This window comes from Azospirillum sp. UENF 211521 (assembly GCF_058780535.1).
Genome location: NZ_JBSNCF010000001.1, coordinates 3,442,679 through 3,463,899 on the forward strand (window position 1 = coordinate 3,442,679; position 21,221 = coordinate 3,463,899).

Consider the following 21,221-nt stretch of genomic DNA (forward strand, 5'->3'; position numbering starts at 1 on the left):
GAATTATGGCGTCCCGGCGATATCCTTCGCAAGAGACTTGAAAAGGCCGCCGGCCCGGTCGGCGGCCAGGACGCCGCGCAGGGCTTCCGCGCCCTCCTCCGCGGCGTCCAGGACGCTGGCGATCAGCCCCGCCGCCTCATCCCGGCGGCCCGCGCGGAGGGCGGCGCCGAGCGCGCGGCAGGCCGACGCCAGACGAACCAACCCCAGGCTGGCCGCCGGCGCGACCAGCGCCTGCGCGTCCGCCGCCACGCCGGCGCAATCGCCTCCGGGCTCGCCGGCCGCACGCAGCAGGCTCATCCGCTCGGGAAGCTCATCGAGAAAGGCGACGGCCAGACGGACGCAGACATCCTCCCCCAGATCGTCGCACAGCTGGCGCAGCATCGCGAGGTCGAGCGGCTGACGCAGCGGAATCGGCTCCGCCAGGGTCAGCGGAGACATGCCCGTCCCAGATCCCCCGGGAAGCCAGGAGGCGGCCTGGAACAGGGCGGCCGGGCCGCCCGGCTCCTCCCCATACACCATTCGCCCGTCCACCATTTGCCCATCCACCGCCCGGTCATCCGCCGCCCGGTCGTCCACCGTCCGACCTTCCACCGCCCGATCGATGGCGACGAGCATGGCCCTGCGGTCCACCGGCTTGGCGATGTGGCCGTTCATGCCGGCGTCCTGGCAGCGGCGGACCTCGTCGGGCAGCGCGCTGGCGCTCATCGCCAGGATCGGAATGGCCCCGACCGGCGGCGGCAGGGCGCGAATCGCCCGCGTGGCGGCGTGACCGTCCATCTCCGGCATGTGCACGTCCATCAGCACGAGATCGTAGACGCCGCGCTGCACCGCCTGGACCGCCTGCCGCCCGTCGGTGACGGTGTCCACGCGGTGGCCGACACCGCGCAGCATGGCCACGGTCAGTTCCCGGTTCATCGCCAGATCCTCGGCCAGCAGGATGCGCAACGGACGGCGCACGACGAGAAGGTCCGCCGCGCAGGGCGGACGGCCGCGGGCCGGCGGGTCGGATTCCCGCAGCACCAGTGACAGCCAGAAGGTCGAGCCGACGCCCGCCTGGCTCTGCACACCGACCGTCCCGCCCATCATCTCCACCAGCCGGCGGCTGATGGCGAGCCCCAGGCCGGTGCCGCCGCGCGACCGGTCGATCTGGCTGAAGCGCTGGAAGAGCTGGCCCTGCCGGTCGGTGGGAATGCCGATCCCGGTGTCGGTGACGTTGATCGTCAGATGCGGCCCGGCGGGCGTGTCGGCGATCTTCACGATGGTCAGGCCGACACCGCCATGCTCGGTGAACTTCACCGCGTTGGCCAGAAGGTTGAGGACCACCTGCCGCAGCCGGTCGGGATCGCCGCTCAGCCACTCCGGGACGTCCGGCGCGACGGCGGCGTGCAGCGTCAATCCCTTCGCCTCGGCCTCCAGACGCAGCACCGCCGCGCAGTTGGCGATCAGGTCGCGGATGGCGAAGGGGATGTCGTTCAACACCAGCCGCCCCGCCTCGATGCGGGAGAAGTCCAGAACGTCCTCGATCACCGTCAGGAGCGACCGGCCGGCGTCGCGCACCAGACGGGCGTGGTGGCGCTGCCGGGACGTCAGCTCCTCGTCCAGCAGCAGGCGGGCGAAGCCGAGGATGCCGTTCAGCGGCGTGCGCATCTCGTGGCTCATCGTCGCCAGGAACTCGGCCTTGGCGCGGCTGGCCGCCTCGGCCTCCAGGCGGGCCTGGATCAGCGCCTGCTCGTTGCGCTTGGCCTCGGTGACGTCGGTGACGATGCCGTCCCACACGATGTCGCCGCAGTCGCGCCGGACGGCGCGGCTGGAGGCGCTGATCCAGCGGATCTCGCCGTCCGACCGGACGATCCGGTATTCGAGGTTCCAGGGCTCCAGCGTCTCGGCCGAGGCGTGGATCGAGGCGTAGAGGCGGGGGCGGTCCTCGGGATGGAGGATGCGGTTCAGCGCCTCCAGCGTCACCGGCGCCGTCGGCGGCAGGCCCATCACCTGGAAGAAGCCGGGGCTGCAATAGGGGAAGCGCAGCCGGGCGTCCACCGTCAGCACCCGCTGGTACACGCCGCCCGGCAGGTTGGCCACCGTCGCGGCGAAGCGGCGCTGGCTTTCGGTGAGGGCGGTCTGGAGATCGCAGCGTTCCTGCTCCTTGCGCAGGAACGTGCCCAGCGCCAGCGTTCCGAAGAAGTTTCCGAGACTCAACGGCACCAGCGCGGTGTCCATCAACCGGTGCGCCATATCGGGGGGCAGCAGCAGGAAGCTGAAGGGGGCCATCACCGTCACCAGCAGCGCCAGCGCGGTCAGGTGCCGATTGCCGAAGCGCCCGCTCCGCCGCGCCGCCGCGCCGACCAGCATGCCGATCACCCCGGCCCCGACCAGCGAGGTGACCCCCGCCACCGCTCCAGGACCGCCCATCCAGAAGCGGAAGGCAGCGGACACCAGCGCCGCCGCCGCCCCGGCCAGCGGCCCGCCGAAGGGACCGGCCAGCCCAACCATCACGTTGCGCGCGTCGATGAACAGGCCCGGCGCCACCCGCACCGGATCGGCCATGCCCAGCACCGCCACCGCGCCGAACATCAGGCCCAGCAGGACGTTGGCCGCCGGTGCCGGCCAGCCGGCGGCGCGGCTGCGGATCTGCAGGAAGACAACCGCCACGACCGCGAAGAGCCCGATGTTCTGCGCCAGCCCGAGCAGCAGTTCGCTGGAAACCATGTTCATCGCAATTCCCCCGGCCATCGCAACTCTTTGGCGATCGCGTTTTGCATTTTGCCTGTGCGGCGCGACACGGATTCGCATCGTGCGACGCATTCCCGGCATACGGGGGGATGCCGCTTTGCTCCGGTCCTCCCGTCCGCCGATTTCACGCAAGGGACGTGCCGTTCCGGAGGTGGTCGCCCGTCATAGGCAACCCGGCGGAGGCACCCCGCAAGGCATCGCCATCCGGGTTGGCGGAACGGCACCCTCCCGGCGCAGGAAAGCCCCCGCGTTGCGCGCCGCACCACGCCTTTCGGGGCACCCCGTCCACACCGGCAATCGTCGCAAATGCCATAGGCCTGTGACGTTCCGGGGACGTCCTCCGGCCGGGCCGGCGCGGCTTCGGCATGACCGGGTTAGTACCGAATTCCGGCGGGGCAAAAGGGCCGCCGATCCCGTTGGCGAAGCGGGATGCCGGCGGTACCGCGCCGGTGTCGCCCGAGGTCTGCGCTCTCGCCCGAAGGGGTCGTCCATTGGGTTTCACGCCGTGAAAGCCATCCGCGGGACGGCCATCGGGCCGGGGGCACGGACGGGAGGCGGTGACGGGAGAAGGTTTATGCAGCACGCCGTTGCCGGGGCCCCGCGGTTGTCCGTGGTGGTTCCCTGCTACAACGAGGCCGAGGGAATCGGCGAATTGCACCGCCGGGTGTCCGCGGCCTGCCGCGCCGAGGTCGGGGAGAGCTATGAGCTGATCCTGGTGGACGACGGGTCGCGGGACGGCACCTGGGGCCGCATCGCCGACCTGGTGCGCGGCGACGCGGCGGTGACGGGGGTGCGGCTGTCGCGCAACCACGGCCACCAGCTCGCCTTGACCGCCGGCCTCCATGTCTGCCGGGGCGAGCGCATCCTGATCATCGACGCCGACCTCCAGGACCCGCCGGAGCTGCTGTCGACGATGATGGCGCGGATGGACGCCGGGGCCGACGTGGTCTACGGCACCCGCATGGCCCGCGACGGCGAGACGTGGTTCAAGAAGGGCACGGCGGCGCTGTTCTACCGCCTGCTCGACCGGCTGGTCGACATCGAGATCCCCAAGGACACCGGCGATTTCCGCCTGATGAGCCGCCGCGCCCTGGAGGTGCTGAACGCCATGCCGGAGCAGCACCGCTTCATCCGCGGCATGGTGAGCTGGATCGGGCTGAAGCAGGAGCCGCTGCCCTACGACCGGCAGGCCCGCGCCGTCGGCGAGACCAAGTACCCGCTGGGCAAGATGATCCGCTTCGCGGTGGATGCCATCACCAGCTTCTCCATCAAGCCGCTGCGCGCCGCCTCCTACGTCGGCTTCTTCTTCGCGCTGTGCGCGCTGCTGGCGCTGGGCTACGCGCTGGTGAGCTGGTCGCAGCACGCGACGGTTCCCGGCTGGACCAGCGTGATGGTCGTCTCGCTGGTGCTGGGCAGCACGCAGCTGCTGATCCTGGGCGTCCTGGGCGAGTATCTGGGGCGGCTCTACATGGAGACGAAGCAGCGGCCGCTGTTCGTGGTGGAGAGCATCGCCCGCCATCCGGACGCCATGGCCGCCCAGGTCGCCGCCCAGACCGCGGCCGCCGAAGCCGGTGGGCAGGCCGCGCCGGACCCCGTCGTGGTGCATCTGGGAACCGGCATCGCCGCCGCCGCCGGAGCCTTCTCCCGCATCGAGGCCAAGAGTGGGGCCAACAGTTGAGCGGCATGGAAGGCCGGGGGCGGGCCGTTCCCTGGACGGCCATCCGCTTCGCCCTGGTCGGCCTGCTGAACACCGGGGTGGATTTCGCGCTGTTCCTGGCGCTGGTATCTCTGGCCGGCGCCCCCGTCCTGGCCGCCAACGCCGTCGGTTATGGCGCCGGGGTTCTGTGCAGCTTCCTGCTCAACCGCAGCTGGACCTTCCGCATGCGCCGGGAGGCGGCGCCGATGGCCCGCCGCCTGCCGCTGTTCCTGGCCTTCAACCTCGTCGGGCTGGGGCTGTCCACGCTGGTGGTCGGCCTGCTGGTGCCCGCCGTCCCGCCGCTGGCCGCCAAGATCGCGGCGACCGCCGTCACCTTCGCCTGGAACTACTGGTCGAGCCGGCGGTTCGTCTTCGCAGCACCGGCCGCCAATCCCCTCGCCTGACTCCCCTGGCCTAACTCTCTCCCCTGGCCTAACTCTGCGCGCCGGTTGCGCCGCCGAACGCGCGCGGGCGCTTTGCCGCAACGGCGAACCTTGACCGCCGGGCGGCCTACCCCAATCTATGACGAGGCGGCGCCGATCCTCCCCTTTCGGGCCGCCAGCCAGCCGGGCGCCGGAAACGGGCCCAATGTGCAACTCGCTCGCCTCTCGAGGAGGATGCGCCGTGACGACACGTCTTTCGCTCTTCAACAGTCCGCTGCTCCTGGGCTTCGACCAGTTCGAGCGCACGCTGGACCGCATCGCCAAGAATTCCGCGGAAGGCTATCCGCCCTACAACATCGAACAGATCGGGGACGAGGGCCTGCGCATCACGCTGGCCGTGGCCGGCTTCACCTCCGAGGACCTGTCGGTCCAGATCGAGGACAACCAGCTCGTCATCCGCGGCCGCCAGACCGACGACCGCTCGCGCATCTACCTGCACCGCGGCATCGCTGCCCGCCAGTTCCAGCGCAGCTTCGTGCTGGCGGAGGGGATCGAGGTGGTCGGCGCCTCGCTCGACAACGGCCTGCTCAACATCGACCTCAAGCGGCCCCTGCCGGAACCGAAGGTCCGCACCATCAAGATCGAGCAGCCCGCCCAGGCCGCCAGCGGCACCGCCGGACCGCAGACCATCGACGTCGCGCCCGACCGCGGCGACGCCTGACCGGTCTTCGCTCTCAACCAGCGCGATTGCCCGCCGCCCACACCTCCTCGACCGATTCGTCCAAAGGACTGCGTCATGAACAGCTTCGACATCGACTTCGACTCCGACAAGGCCGCCGCCTACCTGCGCCAACTGTCGCCCCAGGATTTCGCCGGCTTCGGGCTGGACCACGTGGCCTATGTCCGGCCGGTGACCGTCGACGACGCTCCGGCCTTCTCCGTCCACGCCGCCGACGGCACGCCGCTGACGGTGGTCCCGGAGCGCGACGTGGCCTTCGCCACCGTCCGCCAGAACGACATGGAGCCGCTGAGCGTCCATTGACGCCGGTGGCGTCCCTCTGGTGACGCCCGCGGAAACCTCACGCGAGGTTGCGAAAGGGCCGGTCCACCGCGGACCGGCCCTTTTCGTTTCTGTACGACCGGTGCTATGACATTGCTCCGGGACGCCCCCTTCAACCCTTGCCTGCCCCCCTCAACCCGCTATCCTTGTGGGGGACCTCGACAGTGGCCAAGCGGGCGGATGGGCGCCGGCTTGCGGGGAGATGGCATTGAGCGACGGGGCAGACACCAGCGAGGCTGTGGCCGAGGTTGCGGGGGACAAGTCGGCACGTCCCCAGGGCGGAGGCCGGCGCAAGCAGTGGGAGGACGAGGCCCGCGACGCGCTGCACATCATGCCGCTGTCGGCCATCCCGCTGGAAACGCCGGGGCTCCAGCACGCCCGGCTGATCAAGAATGTGCGGTTGCAGACCGTCGTCGAGATGTTCCACGACGTCCAGACCGGCAGCGGGCAGGTCTCGCCCCGCCACCTCACCGCCTATTTCGAATCCTACAAGGAGGAGGTGGAGCGCGACATCGTCAAGATCGAGAAGATCGCCGCCGCCTCCAGCTTCGACGTCTACACCTCCCGCATCGAACTGCGGCGGATGAACATCGACGTCAACAGCGTCGAGTCCCTGACCCTGTCCGACCGCAAGAAGGAGGAATTGACCAACTACATGCGCGTCTTCACGCGCCCGCTGGTCGAGTATGTCTACGGGTCCGAGGACATGCAGGTCCAGGACGTGAAGGACATCATCGGGATGTTCTCCAACCCCAACCGGGACGAGGCGCTGCGCAACCTGCGCATGATGGCCGACCGGCTGGACATCGAGCTGGGGGAGATCCCGCAGTTCCTCGAGGAGTACGGCGACATCTTCCTGTCGCTGGCCTATTTCAAGAAATGCCTGGACGACATCGTCCCGGAAATCCAGCGCTTCCTGTCCTGGATGGCCGAGATCCGCAGCTCCACCGAGGTCAAGCGCGACGCCCGGCAGATGCGCATGCTCGACGAGATCAGCCGCGACCTGACCGACATCTCGACCTCGATCACCGGGCGGTTCGAGAGCTTCGACAACCGGTCCAAGGACTTCTGGCGCGACATCAACGCCGAGACCTTCCATTCCATCCGCGAGCTGATCGCCTCCCACCACGTCACCATCGGCGGCGTGCTGTGCGGTCTGGCGGTGAAGATGGACCTGTGGAAGGCCCGCTTCGCCCGCGGCGGCGGCGGCCCGAACCGGCGCATGGAGTTCGTGAAGTCGGAAATCCTACCCGGCCTGTCCCACATCAAGTCGCTGGAACAGTCCGCCCGCTCCGCCAGCGCGTGACCTTGCGTGCCGCCGTGGACAGCCCCGCGACGGGGCGCCCCCGCACTCCCTACCGCCGCCGGCTGCTGGGGCGGCGGCTGCCGGTGCTGCTCGGCGCGGCGCTGGTGCTGGCCCTGCTCGGCCCTTTCGGCACCTTCGCCGATCTGACGCTGGTCCAGCGGCTGGCCTACTGGATCGGGCTGATCGGGCTGGGCGGCCTCGCCTTCGAACTTCTGACCCTGGCCGCCGCCCGCCTGCTGCGGGACCGGCCCGAGGCGTGGCGCGCCCTGCTGGCCGGGGTGACGCTGGCCGTGGCGGCGCCGATGACGATGGCCGTGGCTCTGCTGGAGCGGTCTCTGCGCGGCAAGGACATGCTGCACCCGTTGGGTCTGGCCGAGTTGTTCGTCTATGTCGTCCTGATCACGCTCCTGGTGTCCGCCATCCCAGTCTGGCTGGAGCTGCGCGACCGCGGGCTTCTCGCCGGCCCCACGCCGCCGCCCGCCCCGGACAACGCGCCGGTACCCCCGGCGGAGCGGCCGGAGCCCGCCTTCCTCGCCCGCCTGCCGGCACGGCTCGGCCGCGACCTGCTGGCGCTGGAGATGGAGGACCACTACGTCCGCGCCCACACGGCGGAGGGCAGCGACCTGATCCTGATGCGGCTGCGCGACGCCATCGCCGAGCTGGCCGGGCTGGACGGCATGCAGGTCCACCGCTCCCACTGGGTCGCCGCCGCGGCCGTCGCCGGGGTGGAGCGCAAGCCGGACGGCAAGCTGGTGCTGGTCCTGCGCAACGGCCGGCGCGTGCCGGTCAGCCGCAGTCACGCGGCGGCGGTCCGCGAGGCCGGCTGGACGGAGAAGACGGGGCCGTAACCAGCGACCTCCCGACGCACACGAAGACGCTGTGAAAACCCAAACAGGCGCGGACACCCCACGCAATAACGGGTGCTTTCTCTATCACCATTGGGCGGCCATTACCGTTGAATTCTTGTTAGGTCATTCAAAGTGCCGACACCCTAAGGCTTTCATTCAATAATTCACTTCAACACGCCGCCACGATGCCATACCATCGAATTCACAGGCATTTTCCCATCAAGAGCATCGAAAACAACAAAGCAATCCAGGCGATAAAAACGCCAACACCACGCCTACCCCCGGAAGCCTTTCCGTCTTCATTGAATTGTCGGGAAGCGATTTCGCCGCTTCCTCTCGCGTAGCCGGGCACTCCCTCACTCCCGCGTCGTTCGCCTCCCGCCGCAGAACCGGGTTCGGGACCGCCGACCCGCATCTCCGTTCCACCCAAACCTTGCGGGTCCCATGATGTACCGCCCCGACATCGACGGCCTTCGCGCGGTATCGATCCTTTCGGTTCTGCTGTTCCACGCGAAGTTTCCCCTGTTCAGCGGCGGATATATCGGTGTCGATGTGTTCTTCGTGATTTCCGGCTACCTCATTGGTTCGATCGTTCTGAACGACGCGCAGCGCGGCACCTTCTCCCTCGCCGACTTCTATGTCCGCCGCATCCGCCGAATCCTTCCCGCCCTGTTCGCGGCGCTGGTGGTCACCGCGGTGCTCGCCCTTTTCCTGCTGTCGCCCCAGGAGTTGAAGAGCTTTTCCCAGAACCTCGTGGCGACCACGCTGTTCTCGTCCAACATCGTCTATTATCTGAAGTCTGGTTACTTCGAGAACGCGGCGGAGATGAATCCGCTTCTCCACACCTGGTCGCTGGGGGTGGAGCAGCAGTTCTACATCATCTTTCCCCTCGCCGTGCTGGTTCTGCTCCCGTACAGGCGTTCGGTGTGGGTCGCCGTTCTGCTGGCGGCGGCGGCGGCGTCCTTCGCCCTGGGGGTGTCGCTGGTGCGGGATCATCCGGTGGCGGCCTTCTACCTGCTGCCGCCCCGGCTGTGGGAACTGGTGCTGGGCGCCCTTCTGGCCTTCGGCGCCGTTCCGGACAGCCGCAGCCGCGCGGTGCGGGAACTGGCCTGCGCGGTCGGCGCCGCCCTGATCCTCGTCAGCGTGTTCGCCCTATCCGAGGCGACGGCCTTTCCGGGCTACGCCGCGCTGCTGCCCTGCCTGGGCGCGGCGCTGGTCATCCATGCCGGGCGGAGCGGTCCGACGGCGGTCGGGAGAATGCTGACGTTGCGCCCCATGGTCTTCATCGGCCTGATCTCCTACTCCATGTACATCTGGCATTGGCCGCTGATGGTCTTCGCGCGGTTCTACAAAGGGCGGGACCTGACCACCAAGGAAACGCTGATCCTTCTCGCGCTCATCACCGCGGTGTCCGTGCTGTCCTGGCGGCTGATCGAGCGTCCCTTCCGCAAGCCCAGGGCGGCGCCGGGGGTGGAGTCGGGCCGCCGGCCGTCCAAGGTCTTCGCGCGGACCGGCTGGGCCATGGCGGGGCTGGCGGGGGTCGGGCTGATCGGTCATCTGTCCAACGGGCTGCCCCAGCGCTTCACCGATTACGCGCCGCAGGACATCTCAGGACGGGAACTCTACAAGGAACACACATGCTTCCTCGAAACCGACCAGCCGCCGGAGGCGTGGCCGGGCCTGGAGGCTTGCCGGATCGGTTCCCTGAAGGCGGAGGCGCCCACCGCCCTGCTCTGGGGGGATTCCTTCGCCGCCCATTATGTGCCGGGGCTCCAGACCGTCGCCGAAACCCTGCCCTTCAACATCGTCCAATACACGGCGTCCGGCTGTCCGCCCATCAAGGATCTGTCCGTCAACACCCGTCCGAACTGCCAGGAGTTCAACAGCCGTGTCGAGGAGATCATCGACCGCAACGGCATCCGCATCGTCATCATGGCGGCGCGGTGGGAATGGTACATGGACACCAACGCCCTCGATCTCCGCCGCCTGCACGAGACCGTGGACACGCTGCTGAACCGAGGCATCCGCATCGTCGTGCTGGGGCAGAGCCCGGTGTTCCGCTTCCGCAACCCCTACGACCACACCTATTTCATGAAGTCGGAGCGGGCCTACTCGATCACCGGCCAAGCCGCCGACCAGCCGCTCATCACCGCGACGCGGGGCGCGCGGTTCGTCGACACCTCCGACTATTTCTGCGACCCCGACCCTTGCAAGGCCCTTCCGCTCTGCCGGATCAGGGATGATCAGGGCTTCTACTTCCTGGACCAGGGCCATTTCTCGGCCCACGGCAGCACCCTGCTTGTGCAGAGCATCCAGGAGGTCCTGCGCGCGCCTGACCCGTCCTATGGAGAGTGAAGCCGGCCGGGGCGCCGCGCAGCGGGAAGGCGATGCCGCCCCCCGCTGCGCCGGCTTCCGTCACTTCGCCAGATTGCGCAGAACGAAGTTCAGCACGCCGCCGTTCCGGTAATACTCGACCTCGTCCACCGTATCGATGCGCAGCAGCAGCGGCACCTGCCGCGTCTGCCCGTCGGCGCGGGTGATGGTCATCGTCACATCCTTGCGCGGGCGCAGGTCCTGCTCGATGCCGGCGATGTCGAAGGTCTCCGTGCCGTCCAGCGCCAGATCATTGCGGGTCAGCCCGTCCTTGAACTGGAGCGGCAGGATGCCCATCCCGACGAGGTTGGAGCGGTGGATGCGCTCGAAGCTCTCGGCGATCACCGCGCGGATGCCCAGCAGCTTGGTGCCCTTGGCCGCCCAGTCGCGGCTGGAGCCGGTGCCGTACTCCTTGCCGGCGATGACCACCAGCGGCACGCCCTCCTGGGCGTAGCGCATGGCCGCGGTGTAGATCGGCAACTGCTCGCCCGATGGATAGTGCCGGGTCTCGCCGCCCTCCACGCCCGTCAGCATCTCGTTGCGGATGCGGATGTTGGCGAAGGTGCCGCGCATCATCACCTCGTGGTTGCCGCGCCGCGCGCCGTAGGAGTTGAAGTCCTGCGGGCGCACCTGATGGCTCAGCAGATACTCGCCGGCCGGGCTGGTCTTCTTGATCGAGCCGGCGGGGGAGATGTGGTCGGTGGTGATGCTGTCACCCAGAACGGCCAGCGCGCGGGCGCCGCGCACGTCGCTCACCGCGTCGGGGGTCTTCGGCATGTCGGCGAAGAAGGGCGGCAGCTTCACGTAGGTGCTGCCCGCCTGCCACTCGTAGGTCTGGCCCTCGGCGGTCTGGATGCCGCGCCACTGCTCCGGCCCCTCGAACACGTTGCCGTAGCGGCTGCGGAACATCTCCGCCGACAGCGAGGCGGCGATGGCGTCCTGGACCTCCTGGTTGGTCGGCCAGATGTCCTTCAGATGGACGGGCTGGCCGTCATGGCCGATGCCGATGGGGTCCTTGGCCAAGTCGATCTTCATGTTGCCGGCCAGCGCGTAGGCGACGCACAGCGGCGGCGAGGCCAGATAGTTCGCCCGCGTGTGCGGATTCACCCGGCCTTCGAAGTTGCGGTTGCCCGACAGCACCGCGGCGACCACGAGGTTGCCCTCCTCCACCGCCGCGGCGATGGGGTCGGGCAGCGGGCCGCTGTTGCCGATGCAGGTGGTGCAGCCGTAGCCGACGATGTTGAAGCCGAGCTGGTCGAGGTAGGGCTGGAGCCCGGCCTTGGCCAGATAGTCGGTGACCACCTGCGAGCCCGGCGCCAGCGAGGTCTTGACCCAGGGCTTGGACTTCAGCCCCTTCTCCACCGCCTTGCGGGCCAGCAGGCCGGCGGCCACCAGAACCGCCGGGTTGGAGGTGTTGGTGCAGGAGGTGATGGCGGCGATCACCACCGCGCCCTGGTCGAGGGTGTAGCCGCAGCCCTTCACCGGAACGGAGCGGTCGGCGTCCTCCGCCTTGAAGGCGCCGACCAGATCGCCGCTGAAGCTCTGCGCCGCCTGGGACAGCGGCACGCGGTCCTGCGGGCGCTTCGGGCCGGCCAGCGACGGCTCGACCGTCGTCATGTCCAGCTCCAGCACGTCGGTGAAGACGGGGTCCGGCGTGCCGGTGTCGCGCCACATGCCCTGGGCGCGGGCGTAGGCCTCGACCATTGCCACGCGGTCGGCGTCGCGGCCGGTGAAGGTCAGGTAGCGGATGGTCTCCGCGTCGATCGGGAAGATGCCGCAGGTGGCGCCGTATTCCGGGGCCATGTTGCCGATGGTGGCGCGGTCGGCCAGCGTCAGATGGTCCAGGCCCGGTCCGTAGAACTCCACGAACTTGCCGACCACGCCCTTCTTGCGCAGCATCTGGGTGACGGTCAGCACGAGGTCGGTGGCCGTCGTGCCCTCCTTCAGCCGCCCGGTCAGCTTGAAGCCGACGACCTCGGGGATCAGCATGGAGATGGGCTGGCCGAGCATGGCCGCCTCCGCCTCGATGCCGCCGACGCCCCAGCCGAGCACGCCCAGCCCGTTCACCATGGTGGTGTGGCTGTCGGTGCCGACCAGCGTGTCGGGATAGGCGACCAGCTTGCCCGCCGGGTCGGTGTCGGTCCACACGCCCTGCGCCAGATACTCGACGTTCACCTGATGACAGATGCCGGTGCCCGGCGGCACGACGCGGAAATTGTCGAAGGCCTTCTGGCCCCAGCGCAGGAAGGCGTAGCGCTCCAGGTTGCGCTCGAACTCCAGCTCGACGTTCTTCTCAAAGGCGGAGGGATTGCCGAAGTAATCGACCATCACCGAGTGGTCGATGACCAGATCGACCGGGACCAGCGGGTTGATCTTCTTGGGATCGCCGCCCAGCGCGGCCATCGCCTCGCGCATCGCCGCCAGATCGCAGACCGCCGGCACGCCGGTGAAATCCTGCATCAGCACGCGCGCCGGGCGGTAGGCGATCTCACGGTCGGACCGCTTGTCGTGAAGCCATTGGGCCACCGCCTTGACGTCGTCGGTGGACACCGTGCGCCCGTCCTCGAAGCGCAGGAGATTCTCCAGCAGCACCTTCATGGAATAGGGCAGCCGGGAGAGGTCGCCCAGTCCGGCGTCCTCCGCGGCCTTGATGCTGAAATAATCGTAGCTCTTGCCCCCGACGGACAGGGAGCGGCGGGTTTTCAGCGAGTCCTGACCGGTGAACGTCGTCACGGTACCCCTCCTTCGCGTTATTGGCGGACCGGCCGGGCGGCGGCCGTGGTTTCCGCATGTCTCAACCGCCTGATTTAGTGCCGGTCCCGCCCCCCTTCAAACGGCGCCGTGCAAAGGGCAGGCAAGCGCAAGCGTGGGGGCTGCGCTCTCTTCGTGCGAAACGGGGCCGGTCCGTACTAGAATCCCGCGCAACGAAAACCGCGCGGACCGGCGGAACGGCCCGGCGCGCGACGGGTGGAGGAAACGGAATGGCATGGCGCGCCCCGGCTTTGGCGGTTGCGGCCCTGGCGATGGCGCTGCTGTGCGCCCCGGCCGAGGCCGTTTCGGAGCCGCCGCAGGGGGCGCAGTTCTTCCCGCACCTCGTCTACCGCAGCGGCCCCTACGCGCCGTACGGCATCCCGCTGGCCGACGGGGTGGCCGACTATCTGACGCTGGTCAACCGGCGCGACGGCGGCATCGGCGGGGTGCCCATCGCCTGGGAGGAGTGCGACACCGGCTACAACACCGACCGTGGGGTGGATTGCTACGAGCGGCTGAAGGCCAAGGGGCCGACCGGCGCCGCCGCCGTGCTGCCGCTGTCCACCGGCATCACCTACGCCCTGATCGAGCGCGGGACCGCCGACCATATCCCGGTCTTCTCCTCCGGCTACGGGCGGGCGGACGTGTCCGACGGGCGGGTCTTCCCCTACGCGGTCAACGCCCCGGCCAGCTATTGGACGGGCATCGACGCCGCGATCAGCCACATCGCCGCGGAGCTGGGGGCGACGGAGCTGGGCGGAACCGAGCGGCTGCGCGGGCGGAAGATCGCCTACGTCTACCACGACAGCGCCTTCGGCAAGGAGCCGCTGCCCATGCTGGAGGCGCTGCGCGGCCGGCTCGGCTTCGAGATGCGCAGCTTCCCCGTCGCCCCGCCGGGGCTGGACCAGCGCGCCGTGTGGACGCAGATCGCCCGCCACTACCGGCCCGATTACGTGATCCTGTGGGGCTGGGGGGTGCAGAACTCCACCGCCCTGCGCGAGGCCGCCGCCGCCGGCTATCCGGCTGACCGCATGATCGGCGTCTGGTGGGCCGGGTCGGAGCTGGACGTCCGGCCGGTCGGCGCCGCTGCGGTCGGCTACAAGGCGGTCGCCTTCCACGCCGCCGGGGCGGACCTGCCGGTGATCCGCGCCATCCGCGAGCGGGTCCACGGCCAGGGGCTGGGGGCCGGCGATCCCGGCCAGATCGGCACGGTGCTTTACAACCGCGGCGTCTTCAACGCCGCCGTCCTGGTCGAGGCCATCCGCACCGCGCAGGGCAAATACGGGCGCCGGCCGCTGACCGGGGCGCAGGTCGCCTGGGGCTTCGACCATCTGGACCTGACCGCCGAACGGCTGACCGAACTGGGGCTGGACGGCTTCATGCAGCCGCTGCGCATCACCTGCGCCGACCATGAAGGGATCGTGCCGCTGCATGTGCAGCGGTGGGACGGGGAGCGCTGGCTGGACGTCTCCGGCCCCATTGAGCCGCGCCGCGCCCTGATCCGCAAGCTGGTGACGGAGTCGGCCCGGCGCTTCGCGGCGGAGCGAAATCTTGCACACAGAGATTGCAATGACTGAATACAAATAAAATACCATTGCATGGCGTCATGGTGACGCAGCAAATCACGCTTTTTTCACAGAAACCGTCAATGCATACTTCTTTTTGGATAAATGCGGAGATTTCGCCATGACCAAAAAGACGTATCTGACTCTTCATGAACGCCCAGCACTTAGCCGCCGTTCCTTTGTTGTCGGCACCGGAGCCATTGCCATGGCGCCAGTGCTGCATGGCTGCACGGCGGAGCAGGTCCGCCATGGTCTTGATGTCGGGTCGAAGATGGTCATGGCCGCCGTGGAATGGTTCCGCAGCGCCGCCGGGTTCGACGGCAGCCCGAACAAACCGGCGGCGGACGTGGCATTGAACAACAACACCAAGCCCGTGGCGGTCGAAGGGCCGTTTTCGGCCCACCTGTTCGCCGAACGATACGCCGGTGCGATTGAAGACGCCATGAAGCAGCTTCGCGGACCGGCCGTTCAACTCACCGACAAAGGTCTTTATGAGATGAATGGACTGGCCTACGTCGATTCGACAACGACCTATGCGGCCCCCATTCCACCCAACCGTCAGCGTGTGTTCTCAACGCAGTACGCGGATTACTTGAAGCGCGGCAACTATCTGATCGTCTATGAAACCGGCCTTGGTCTGTTTGACCGCACTCCCATGACGATGCAATTCAATAGAGTGATCGTGTAAAAACACTCCAACGGATACAAACGACATCTCCTGCCGCACAATACATACACACTCATTTCCAAAATTTCTTGAAAAGACAAAAATCTGCCATGCGAGCACTGAGGAGTAATGGAATGATGCGATTCATCCCCGCATCCCTGCTGGTTGCTGCGCTGTCAGGCTGCGCGGGCGGAAACCAGTTTGCCACGGCAAACGCCCTGATAGCGGAAGCCACGGTTACCCGCATGCCGCAGGGAGACATCGACGGGGTAGCGGTGGCGTTGGTGTCTCCCCTTTCCAAGACAGACCGCAGCCTTCCCCAGGACGGGGCCGGCTCGGCGGAGCGGGTCGGCGACGGGGCCACGGCGGGTGCGATCGTGGTGGAATTGCACCGCCTTGCCGAGTTCTATGCCGGCGGGCAAATCGATGCGTCCGACAAGTCTCTCGTCTATCGCACCCTCCTGCCTTTGAAGCTTCCAAAGCTGAATGAGGGTGTTTCGCCATCCTATCTCGGCATTCCGAACGTCACGCCGAGCTTGCTGAAAGTGAATTTATCGCAGCAGCGCCTGCCACCCTCGTCCTACGTTGTTGTGGTACGAACACGGAACGACACTTGGCGGTCCGATCCGATTCAAGTCCGGTCCAACGAAGCCAATCTCACCCCAAACAATGGCGGACGCAAAACGACTGAATCTTCGGACTTTACTCAAACCGTTGTGGCGCCCTTGTCCGGCAACGCCAAACCGGCAAGCGCGCCGATGAAACAGCCAAGCAGCAACCGCTTTCCCTCAGCTCGCTGAACATGGCGACACACCGCCCCGATCAAGTCGGACGCATCGCCACGTAGCGGCAGAAGCGCAGGCCGCTGCCCAGCACGCGCAGGCGCGACCACCACAGCGCCAGCTCGCGGGCCAGCGCCTTGAGCACGCGGGGTTCGGGGGCGGCCGTCTTCAACGCCTCGCCCAGCCGGCGCACCCGCTCGACGGCCTGACGGCGGTGGAACTGGGTCAGGTCCTCGGAAATGCGCAGGTCGAGGTTGCGCTGGGTCAGTTCGTCGGCCATGCGGGTGGCCGACCAGGGATAGACCTCCAGCGGCTCGGAATCGCGCCAGCCGTTCCAGCTTTCCCAGGAGGACGGTGTGCCTTCGATCACGTAATCGAACAGCAGCACGCCGCCCTTCGGCTTGATGCACTCGCTGACGCGGTCGAGGAAGTTCTCCTTGTCGCGCACCCGGTGCATCACCCGGTCGGCCAGCACGAGGTCGAAGGCGCCCGCCTGGTTGAAATGCTCGGGGTCGTAATGGCCGATCGGGGCCTTTTTCGAGACCCCCAGCGCCTTGGAACGCTCCATCCCCAGCTTGGCCAGCAGGGGCGACATCTCCAGCCCGGTCACCCAGGTGTCGTAGCTGTTGACGATGCCGCGCGCCGGCCCGCCCAGCCCCGCCGACAGGTCGAGCACGCTCTTGGCCGGGTTCAGCCCGAAGGAGCGGACGGATTCGATCATCCACTGCGAGTCGCCGGGACCGACGCAGTCCTGGCCCCACAGCATCTGCGCGCCCTCCGTGCGGGCGACCGACCAGACCGGTTCGCCCTGGCGGTCGAGCTGCAGGTTCTCCAGACGCTCCAGGTCGGCATCGGGCCGCGCCGCCTCGGGCGGCAGGGCGCCGGCCGGAGGGGCGGAGCCCAGCGCCGCGACCGGGCCGCGCAGAGGCAGGCGGGAGGCCGGGGCGGTGCGGGTCATCCGGGACAGCGCGGCGAGGTCGTAGCCTTCCCACCAGGCGACGAATTTCGTCCGCCAGTCCGGGTTGCGCCAGCGCTCCCTATCCTGAAAATTGTGCCGCATCCGGCGCTGCGTTTCCAAAATTGCTGCCCCACGAAGGACGGCCACCGCCGGCATCCACGGATACCGCACAATATAGAGGTAGACCTCAACAGTCGGGGAGTCAAGTAACCAGCCAGAACAGTTGGAGAGGACTTGCGTGAACTGTCGCGAAAATTTTATCTAACTGTGAAATATTTCCGCAACAACCACGGCCTGCAGCCCCGAGGGCGGCGCGCGGGACGGTGGCGGAAGCGCACCGCGTTGCAGCATCGGGCCGCAATGCCTATAGTTCCGCCCCAGACCCCCGCAGCCCGTCCCCCACCCGCGCAAGGAGCACCGGCGTGCCGCACAAGACCGGCAACCCCTGGACCGTCCTGACGACCAAACCGATCTACGAGAATCCGTGGATGCGGGTGGTGGAGCACGACGTGCTGACCCCGCTCGGCAATCCCGGCATCTACGGCGTCATGCACGCCCAGAATCTGGCGACCGGGGTGGTTCCCATCGATGACCAGGGCCGCGTCACGCTGGTCGGCCAGTACCGTTTCCCCTTGGAGCAGTACAGTTGGGAGATCCCGGAAGGCGGCGGCAAGAAGGGCGTCGCACCGGTGGAGTCGGCCAGGCGCGAGCTGCTGGAGGAGACCGGCCAGACCGCCCGCCACTGGCTGCCGATTCTGACCATGCACCTGTCCAACAGCATCACCGACGAGACCGCCCATTGCTTTCTCGCCTGGGGGATCGAGCAGGGGCAGGCCGAACCGGAGGAGACCGAGGTCCTGCAGCTGCGCCACGTTCCCTTCGCGGAGGCCTACGCCATGGTCAAGCGTGGCGAGATCACCGACGCCATCGCGGTGGCCTGCCTGCTGCGGGTCCGCCTGATGGCGCTCGACGGCGACCTGCCCGAGGACGTCACCCGCCTGATCCTGGGTTGAGGAAAGACGTCATGCAGGCTGTCGCCATCGACTTCGAAACCGCCAACGAATCACGGACCAGCGCCTGCTCCATCGGCGTCGCCTGGATCGAGGACGGGCGCGTGGTGGAGACCGAGGAGCATCTGATCCGCCCGCGGGAGATGCGCTTCAACCCCTTCAACACCGCCGTCCACGGCCTGCGGGCCGAGGATGTCGCCGGCGCGCCGGAGTTCCCGGAGGTCTGGCACCGCTTCGCCCGCCGGCTGGACGGGCGTCTGGTGCTGGCCCACAACGCCTCCTTCGACATCAGCGTGCTGCGCCACACGCTGGACGATTACGGGCTGGACTGGCCGGCCTGCCACTACCTCTGCACCGTGGTGCTGGCGCGCAAGGCGTGGCCGCAGCTGGCCGCGCACAAGCTGAATTATCTGGCCGACCATCTGGGGATCGCGCTCGACCATCACCGCGCCGGCAGCGACGCCGAGGCCTGCGGGCGCATCGCGCTCGCCGCCACCCGCGTGCTGGGGCTGGAGCGGCTGGCCGACATCGCCATGGCGACCGGCATCACGTTCGGGCAGTTGGCGCCGGGCGGCTACACCCCCTGCAAGGGCGGCAACCCGCCGCCCCGGCGGCGGCGTCTGGTGCCGGTGATCTGAAAGCGGAAGTCACTCAGCGCTCAATCAGATAGCGCAAGGTCAACGTCGTGCAAGTCACCGGCTCGGCAACGGTCAGGGCGGCGTCGGCGTAGCGCGGCGGGCCGAAGCGCATGGGGGCGTCGTTGCTGAAGCCGACCCCCTCCTTCGGCATCCCGAGGAAGTTGCGGTCGAGTTCGAGATTCTGGTTCTCGTCGTGAAAGGACTGCACGGCGTAGGTACCCGGCGGCACCTTGTGCACCACCACGGTGACGCTGCCCGGCCGCGCCGGCTCCGCCGCGGTGTAGGGGCAGTTCGGCCCCAGGAAGGTCTCCGGCGTGCACACCGCGACCAGCACCTTCCCCTGCGCGTTCGCGACGTTGGCGACCGTGATGGCAAGGTCGGCGGCCGCGGCCGGGGCGGTCGCCAGGAGGACCGCCAGCGCGGCCAGCGCTCCGCCCACCGTGGCGTTGCGGGCGGTCCGGAACTGCCGAAGGGTCGTCATGGTGCACCCGTTCTGGAGGTGGACGGATAGGCGCGCCCGCGCCATTCCGCCGGGCGGCCCCGGCGGGCGCGCAGCAGCGCCGACCATTGGATCGCCAGCAGGATCAGGATGCCCACGGGGTGGAGCAGCGCGCCGGCCAGACTCTGACGGAAACGGGCGGCCAGCAGCAAGCGGAACGACAGCCCCGCCGCCACGGCCGACGCCGCCATGATGACAAACTCCTCCGGCAATGGGGCCAGCGCCGCCCAGCCCAGCAGCAGCCAGGGCAGGACATGGCCGCCGAACAGCAGAACGGTCCAGACCGGCAGGGCGACCGGGGTCGCCATGCCCTCCGTCGCGTTCTTCGAAAAGCCGGACCACACCTCCCGCCAGCCGCGGTACATCCGGCAGCGGGCGAGGCCGGTCGCGTCGAACAGGTCGCTTCCCTGCCCCGCCCGGCGGAAGGCGCGCGGCAGCGTCACCCCGTCGTGCAGCGAGGTCGCGATGGCGGTGTGGCCGCCGGCCGCCGCGTAGGCGTCCCGCCGCACCGCGATCAGCTGGCCGCAGGCGGCGGCGAAGCCCGGGCTGGCCGACCAGCGCATCCCGACCATCGGCAGGTAGCCGAGCAGAAGGACATGGATCAACGGAATCACCAGCGCCTCGGCCAGGGTGCCGGTCTCCTGGCGCGGGAAGCCGCTGACCAGCCCCGCCCTGCCGGCCAGCAGCGCGCCGCAGGCCAGCCGGGCGGCGTCCGGGGCCAGCCGCACGTCGGCGTCCTGGAACAGCAGCACCGGGTGCCGCGCCAGACCGGCGAGCGCCTGGCAGGCGTGCTGCTTGCCCGACCAGCCCGGCGGCAGCGGTGGCGCCGTTTCCAGCCGCAGGCGCGGGTCGCGGGCGGCGAGGGCGCGGACGATGTCGGCCGTGCGGTCGGTGGAATGGTCGTCCAGCACCACCACCTCCACCGTCACGCCGCAGCTGGACAGCGCCGCCCGCACCGCGGCGGCGATGGTGGCCTCCTCGTTGCGGGCGGGGATCAGGACGCTGACGGCGGCGCCCGGCGGCGGCTCGGCCTTTGGCCGGCGGTAGAGGCACAGGTTCACGAGGCCCAGCCCCAACGGCAGCAGGGCGAGCGCCAGCGACAGAGCGGCCAGCAGCGTGAGGACGCTCATCGGCGGGAAACCCCTTTCGTGTCGGATGCGTCACCATGCTCGGGGCTGAAACGGTGCCCGCCCACCCACGCCCGCGCCCGGCGCCACAGATCGTAGACGCCGCCGACCCCCGCCGAACCGTCGACCAGCGTCAGGAAGCGCGCCGGGTCGCGGCTCTGCGCGTCGAGCGCCAGCGCGTCCATTGTTGTCTCCAGCCGCCGTTCCAAAGCGGCGGCGATGTCGGGCACCGGCCAGCCGGCGAAGGCGGAGGCATCCATCGGCTCGCCAAAGCGGGCCAGCGCCTCCGGCGTGCTCTCGTCCCAGAACGGGTATTCCACGGCGAGCGGCACCACCACAGCCTCCGGCGCGCGGCGGACGAGATGGGCGATGCCCGGACGCAGGCGGACCGGGCGGCGGCGCGGGTCGGTGAAGGCGCCCTCGGCGGTGATCCACAGCATGGAGCGCGGGTCGGCCAGGATGCGCCGGCCGTGGCGCAGGAAGGCGGCGGCGCCCGCCCGGTCCGGCTCGACCCCGAACAGGCCGATGCGCGCCATGAAGCGGTAACGGCGCAGCATCGCCGCGTCGATGGGGCCATAGCCCGGCCGGTCGCGGTAGCGGGTGGTCCCCATCACGATCAGCAAAGCGGGGTCCCACCAGGACGGGTGGTTCAGGCAGACGATCACCGGCCGGTCCGCCGGCAGGGCCGGCCAGCCCGGCCGGGCCAGCCGAACCGCGTGGAAGTCGAGCCGCATCCGCCGCGCCATGACGGCGCCGAAGAAACGGCAGAGCGCCGGCGAGCGCAGCACGACCGGATCGTCCTTCCGCCCATCATCCTCCATGCCCGTC

General features: G+C 68.8%; 18 protein-coding genes. 12 read left to right on the plus strand and 6 right to left on the minus strand.

What is annotated here, in order from left to right; all coding sequences use genetic code 11:
* Nucleotides 1-3: 3 nt before the first annotated feature.
* Complete coding sequence (locus tag ACWPN5_RS16205; protein ID WP_492296276.1) at nt 4-2,712, minus strand: ATP-binding protein; 2,709 nt, start codon at nt 2,710-2,712, stop codon at nt 4-6.
* Nucleotides 2,713-3,304: 592 nt separating this feature from the next.
* Here ACWPN5_RS16205 and ACWPN5_RS16210 point away from each other — a divergent pair.
* The 7 genes from ACWPN5_RS16210 (at nt 3,305) to ACWPN5_RS16240 (ending at nt 10,378) form a co-directional block, all read left to right on the plus strand.
* Nucleotides 3,305-4,408: a glycosyltransferase family 2 protein gene (locus tag ACWPN5_RS16210; protein WP_492296277.1), complete on the plus strand. Its 1,104-nt coding sequence runs from the start codon at nt 3,305-3,307 to the stop codon at nt 4,406-4,408.
* A gap of 5 nt (nt 4,409-4,413) precedes the next feature.
* Nucleotides 4,414-4,830, plus strand: coding sequence for a GtrA family protein (locus tag ACWPN5_RS16215; protein ID WP_247888175.1), 417 nt, complete (start codon nt 4,414-4,416; stop codon nt 4,828-4,830).
* A 220-nt stretch (nt 4,831-5,050) separates the two neighbouring features.
* Nucleotides 5,051-5,530: an Hsp20 family protein gene (locus ACWPN5_RS16220; RefSeq protein WP_014239222.1), complete on the plus strand. Its 480-nt coding sequence runs from the start codon at nt 5,051-5,053 to the stop codon at nt 5,528-5,530.
* A 75-nt stretch (nt 5,531-5,605) separates the two neighbouring features.
* On the plus strand, nt 5,606-5,851 hold the full coding sequence (locus ACWPN5_RS16225; protein WP_145681273.1) for a DUF1150 family protein: 246 nt from the start codon (nt 5,606-5,608) through the stop codon (nt 5,849-5,851).
* A gap of 226 nt (nt 5,852-6,077) precedes the next feature.
* Nucleotides 6,078-7,175, plus strand: a complete 1,098-nt coding sequence (locus ACWPN5_RS16230) for a hypothetical protein (RefSeq protein WP_145681272.1) — start codon at nt 6,078-6,080, stop codon at nt 7,173-7,175.
* Nucleotides 7,172-8,023: a LytTR family DNA-binding domain-containing protein gene (locus ACWPN5_RS16235; protein WP_492296278.1), complete on the plus strand. Its 852-nt coding sequence runs from the start codon at nt 7,172-7,174 to the stop codon at nt 8,021-8,023. The genes ACWPN5_RS16230 and ACWPN5_RS16235 overlap by 4 nt, the downstream gene beginning before the upstream one ends.
* 444 nt (nt 8,024-8,467) lie before the next feature.
* Entirely contained in the window at nt 8,468-10,378 is a 1,911-nt protein-coding gene (locus tag ACWPN5_RS16240) for an acyltransferase family protein (protein ID WP_492296279.1), read from the plus strand.
* Between the two features lie 60 nt (nt 10,379-10,438).
* On the opposite strand, the gene acnA is transcribed toward ACWPN5_RS16240, so the two are convergent.
* The gene (gene acnA / locus ACWPN5_RS16245; protein ID WP_492296280.1) at nt 10,439-13,129 is read right to left on the minus strand and encodes an aconitate hydratase AcnA; all 2,691 of its coding nucleotides are present in this window, start codon (nt 13,127-13,129) and stop codon (nt 10,439-10,441) included.
* A gap of 248 nt (nt 13,130-13,377) precedes the next feature.
* On the opposite strand from acnA, the gene ACWPN5_RS16250 reads away from it, so the two are divergent.
* From ACWPN5_RS16250 to ACWPN5_RS16260, 3 genes are all read left to right on the plus strand, one after another.
* Nucleotides 13,378-14,724: an ABC transporter substrate-binding protein gene (locus ACWPN5_RS16250; protein WP_492296281.1), complete on the plus strand. Its 1,347-nt coding sequence runs from the start codon at nt 13,378-13,380 to the stop codon at nt 14,722-14,724.
* A 109-nt stretch (nt 14,725-14,833) separates the two neighbouring features.
* Complete coding sequence (locus tag ACWPN5_RS16255; RefSeq protein WP_492296282.1) at nt 14,834-15,400, plus strand: hypothetical protein; 567 nt, start codon at nt 14,834-14,836, stop codon at nt 15,398-15,400.
* 113 nt (nt 15,401-15,513) lie between these two features.
* Complete coding sequence (locus ACWPN5_RS16260; RefSeq protein WP_492296283.1) at nt 15,514-16,179, plus strand: hypothetical protein; 666 nt, start codon at nt 15,514-15,516, stop codon at nt 16,177-16,179.
* Nucleotides 16,180-16,201: 22 nt separating this feature from the next.
* Here the strand turns inward: ACWPN5_RS16260 and ACWPN5_RS16265 are convergent, their stop codons facing one another.
* On the minus strand, nt 16,202-17,221 hold the full coding sequence (locus ACWPN5_RS16265) for a class I SAM-dependent methyltransferase (RefSeq protein WP_492296284.1): 1,020 nt from the start codon (nt 17,219-17,221) through the stop codon (nt 16,202-16,204).
* A 320-nt stretch (nt 17,222-17,541) separates the two neighbouring features.
* Here ACWPN5_RS16265 and ACWPN5_RS16270 point away from each other — a divergent pair, with 320 nt between their 5' ends.
* Together ACWPN5_RS16270 and ACWPN5_RS16275 are read left to right on the plus strand one after the other, a co-directional pair.
* On the plus strand, nt 17,542-18,132 hold the full coding sequence (locus tag ACWPN5_RS16270; RefSeq protein ID WP_200478363.1) for an NUDIX domain-containing protein: 591 nt from the start codon (nt 17,542-17,544) through the stop codon (nt 18,130-18,132).
* Between the two features lie 11 nt (nt 18,133-18,143).
* Nucleotides 18,144-18,767, plus strand: a complete 624-nt coding sequence (locus ACWPN5_RS16275; RefSeq protein ID WP_492296285.1) for a 3'-5' exonuclease — start codon at nt 18,144-18,146, stop codon at nt 18,765-18,767.
* 13 nt (nt 18,768-18,780) lie between these two features.
* On the opposite strand, the gene ACWPN5_RS16280 is transcribed toward ACWPN5_RS16275, so the two are convergent.
* From ACWPN5_RS16280 to ACWPN5_RS16290, 3 genes are read right to left on the minus strand one after another with little or no spacing between them, the layout of a single operon-like run.
* A complete protein-coding gene (locus ACWPN5_RS16280) occupies nt 18,781-19,248 on the minus strand; it encodes a DUF2141 domain-containing protein (RefSeq protein ID WP_492296286.1) in 468 nt (155 codons plus the stop codon).
* Nucleotides 19,245-20,396 (minus strand): glycosyltransferase family 2 protein, encoded by a 1,152-nt coding sequence (locus tag ACWPN5_RS16285; RefSeq protein ID WP_492296287.1) that lies wholly within the window; start codon nt 20,394-20,396, stop codon nt 19,245-19,247. The genes ACWPN5_RS16280 and ACWPN5_RS16285 overlap by 4 nt, the downstream gene beginning before the upstream one ends.
* Nucleotides 20,393-21,214 (minus strand): lysophospholipid acyltransferase family protein, encoded by an 822-nt coding sequence (locus ACWPN5_RS16290; protein WP_492296288.1) that lies wholly within the window; start codon nt 21,212-21,214, stop codon nt 20,393-20,395. The genes ACWPN5_RS16285 and ACWPN5_RS16290 overlap by 4 nt, the downstream gene beginning before the upstream one ends.
* Nucleotides 21,215-21,221: the final 7 nt, after the last annotated feature.

Excerpts from the sequence above, each read along its gene's own strand:
- ACWPN5_RS16225 (WP_145681273.1), top strand. The coding sequence starts at position 5,606 with ATGAACAGCTTCGACATCGACTTCGACTCCGACAAGGCCGCCGCCTAC.
- ACWPN5_RS16215 (WP_247888175.1), top strand. The coding sequence starts at position 4,414 with ATGGAAGGCCGGGGGCGGGCCGTTCCCTGGACGGCCATCCGCTTCGCC.
- ACWPN5_RS16290 (WP_492296288.1), bottom strand. The coding sequence starts at position 21,214 with ATGGAGGATGATGGGCGGAAGGACGATCCGGTCGTGCTGCGCTCGCCG.
- ACWPN5_RS16280 (WP_492296286.1), bottom strand. The coding sequence starts at position 19,248 with ATGACGACCCTTCGGCAGTTCCGGACCGCCCGCAACGCCACGGTGGGC.
- ACWPN5_RS16285 (WP_492296287.1), bottom strand. The coding sequence starts at position 20,396 with ATGAGCGTCCTCACGCTGCTGGCCGCTCTGTCGCTGGCGCTCGCCCTG.
- ACWPN5_RS16265 (WP_492296284.1), bottom strand. The coding sequence starts at position 17,221 with ATGCGGCACAATTTTCAGGATAGGGAGCGCTGGCGCAACCCGGACTGG.
- ACWPN5_RS16275 (WP_492296285.1), top strand. The coding sequence starts at position 18,144 with ATGCAGGCTGTCGCCATCGACTTCGAAACCGCCAACGAATCACGGACC.
- ACWPN5_RS16255 (WP_492296282.1), top strand. The coding sequence starts at position 14,834 with ATGACCAAAAAGACGTATCTGACTCTTCATGAACGCCCAGCACTTAGC.
- ACWPN5_RS16240 (WP_492296279.1), top strand. The coding sequence starts at position 8,468 with ATGATGTACCGCCCCGACATCGACGGCCTTCGCGCGGTATCGATCCTT.
- ACWPN5_RS16260 (WP_492296283.1), top strand. The coding sequence starts at position 15,514 with ATGATGCGATTCATCCCCGCATCCCTGCTGGTTGCTGCGCTGTCAGGC.
- ACWPN5_RS16210 (WP_492296277.1), top strand. The coding sequence starts at position 3,305 with ATGCAGCACGCCGTTGCCGGGGCCCCGCGGTTGTCCGTGGTGGTTCCC.
- ACWPN5_RS16205 (WP_492296276.1), bottom strand. The coding sequence starts at position 2,712 with ATGAACATGGTTTCCAGCGAACTGCTGCTCGGGCTGGCGCAGAACATC.
- ACWPN5_RS16250 (WP_492296281.1), top strand. The coding sequence starts at position 13,378 with ATGGCATGGCGCGCCCCGGCTTTGGCGGTTGCGGCCCTGGCGATGGCG.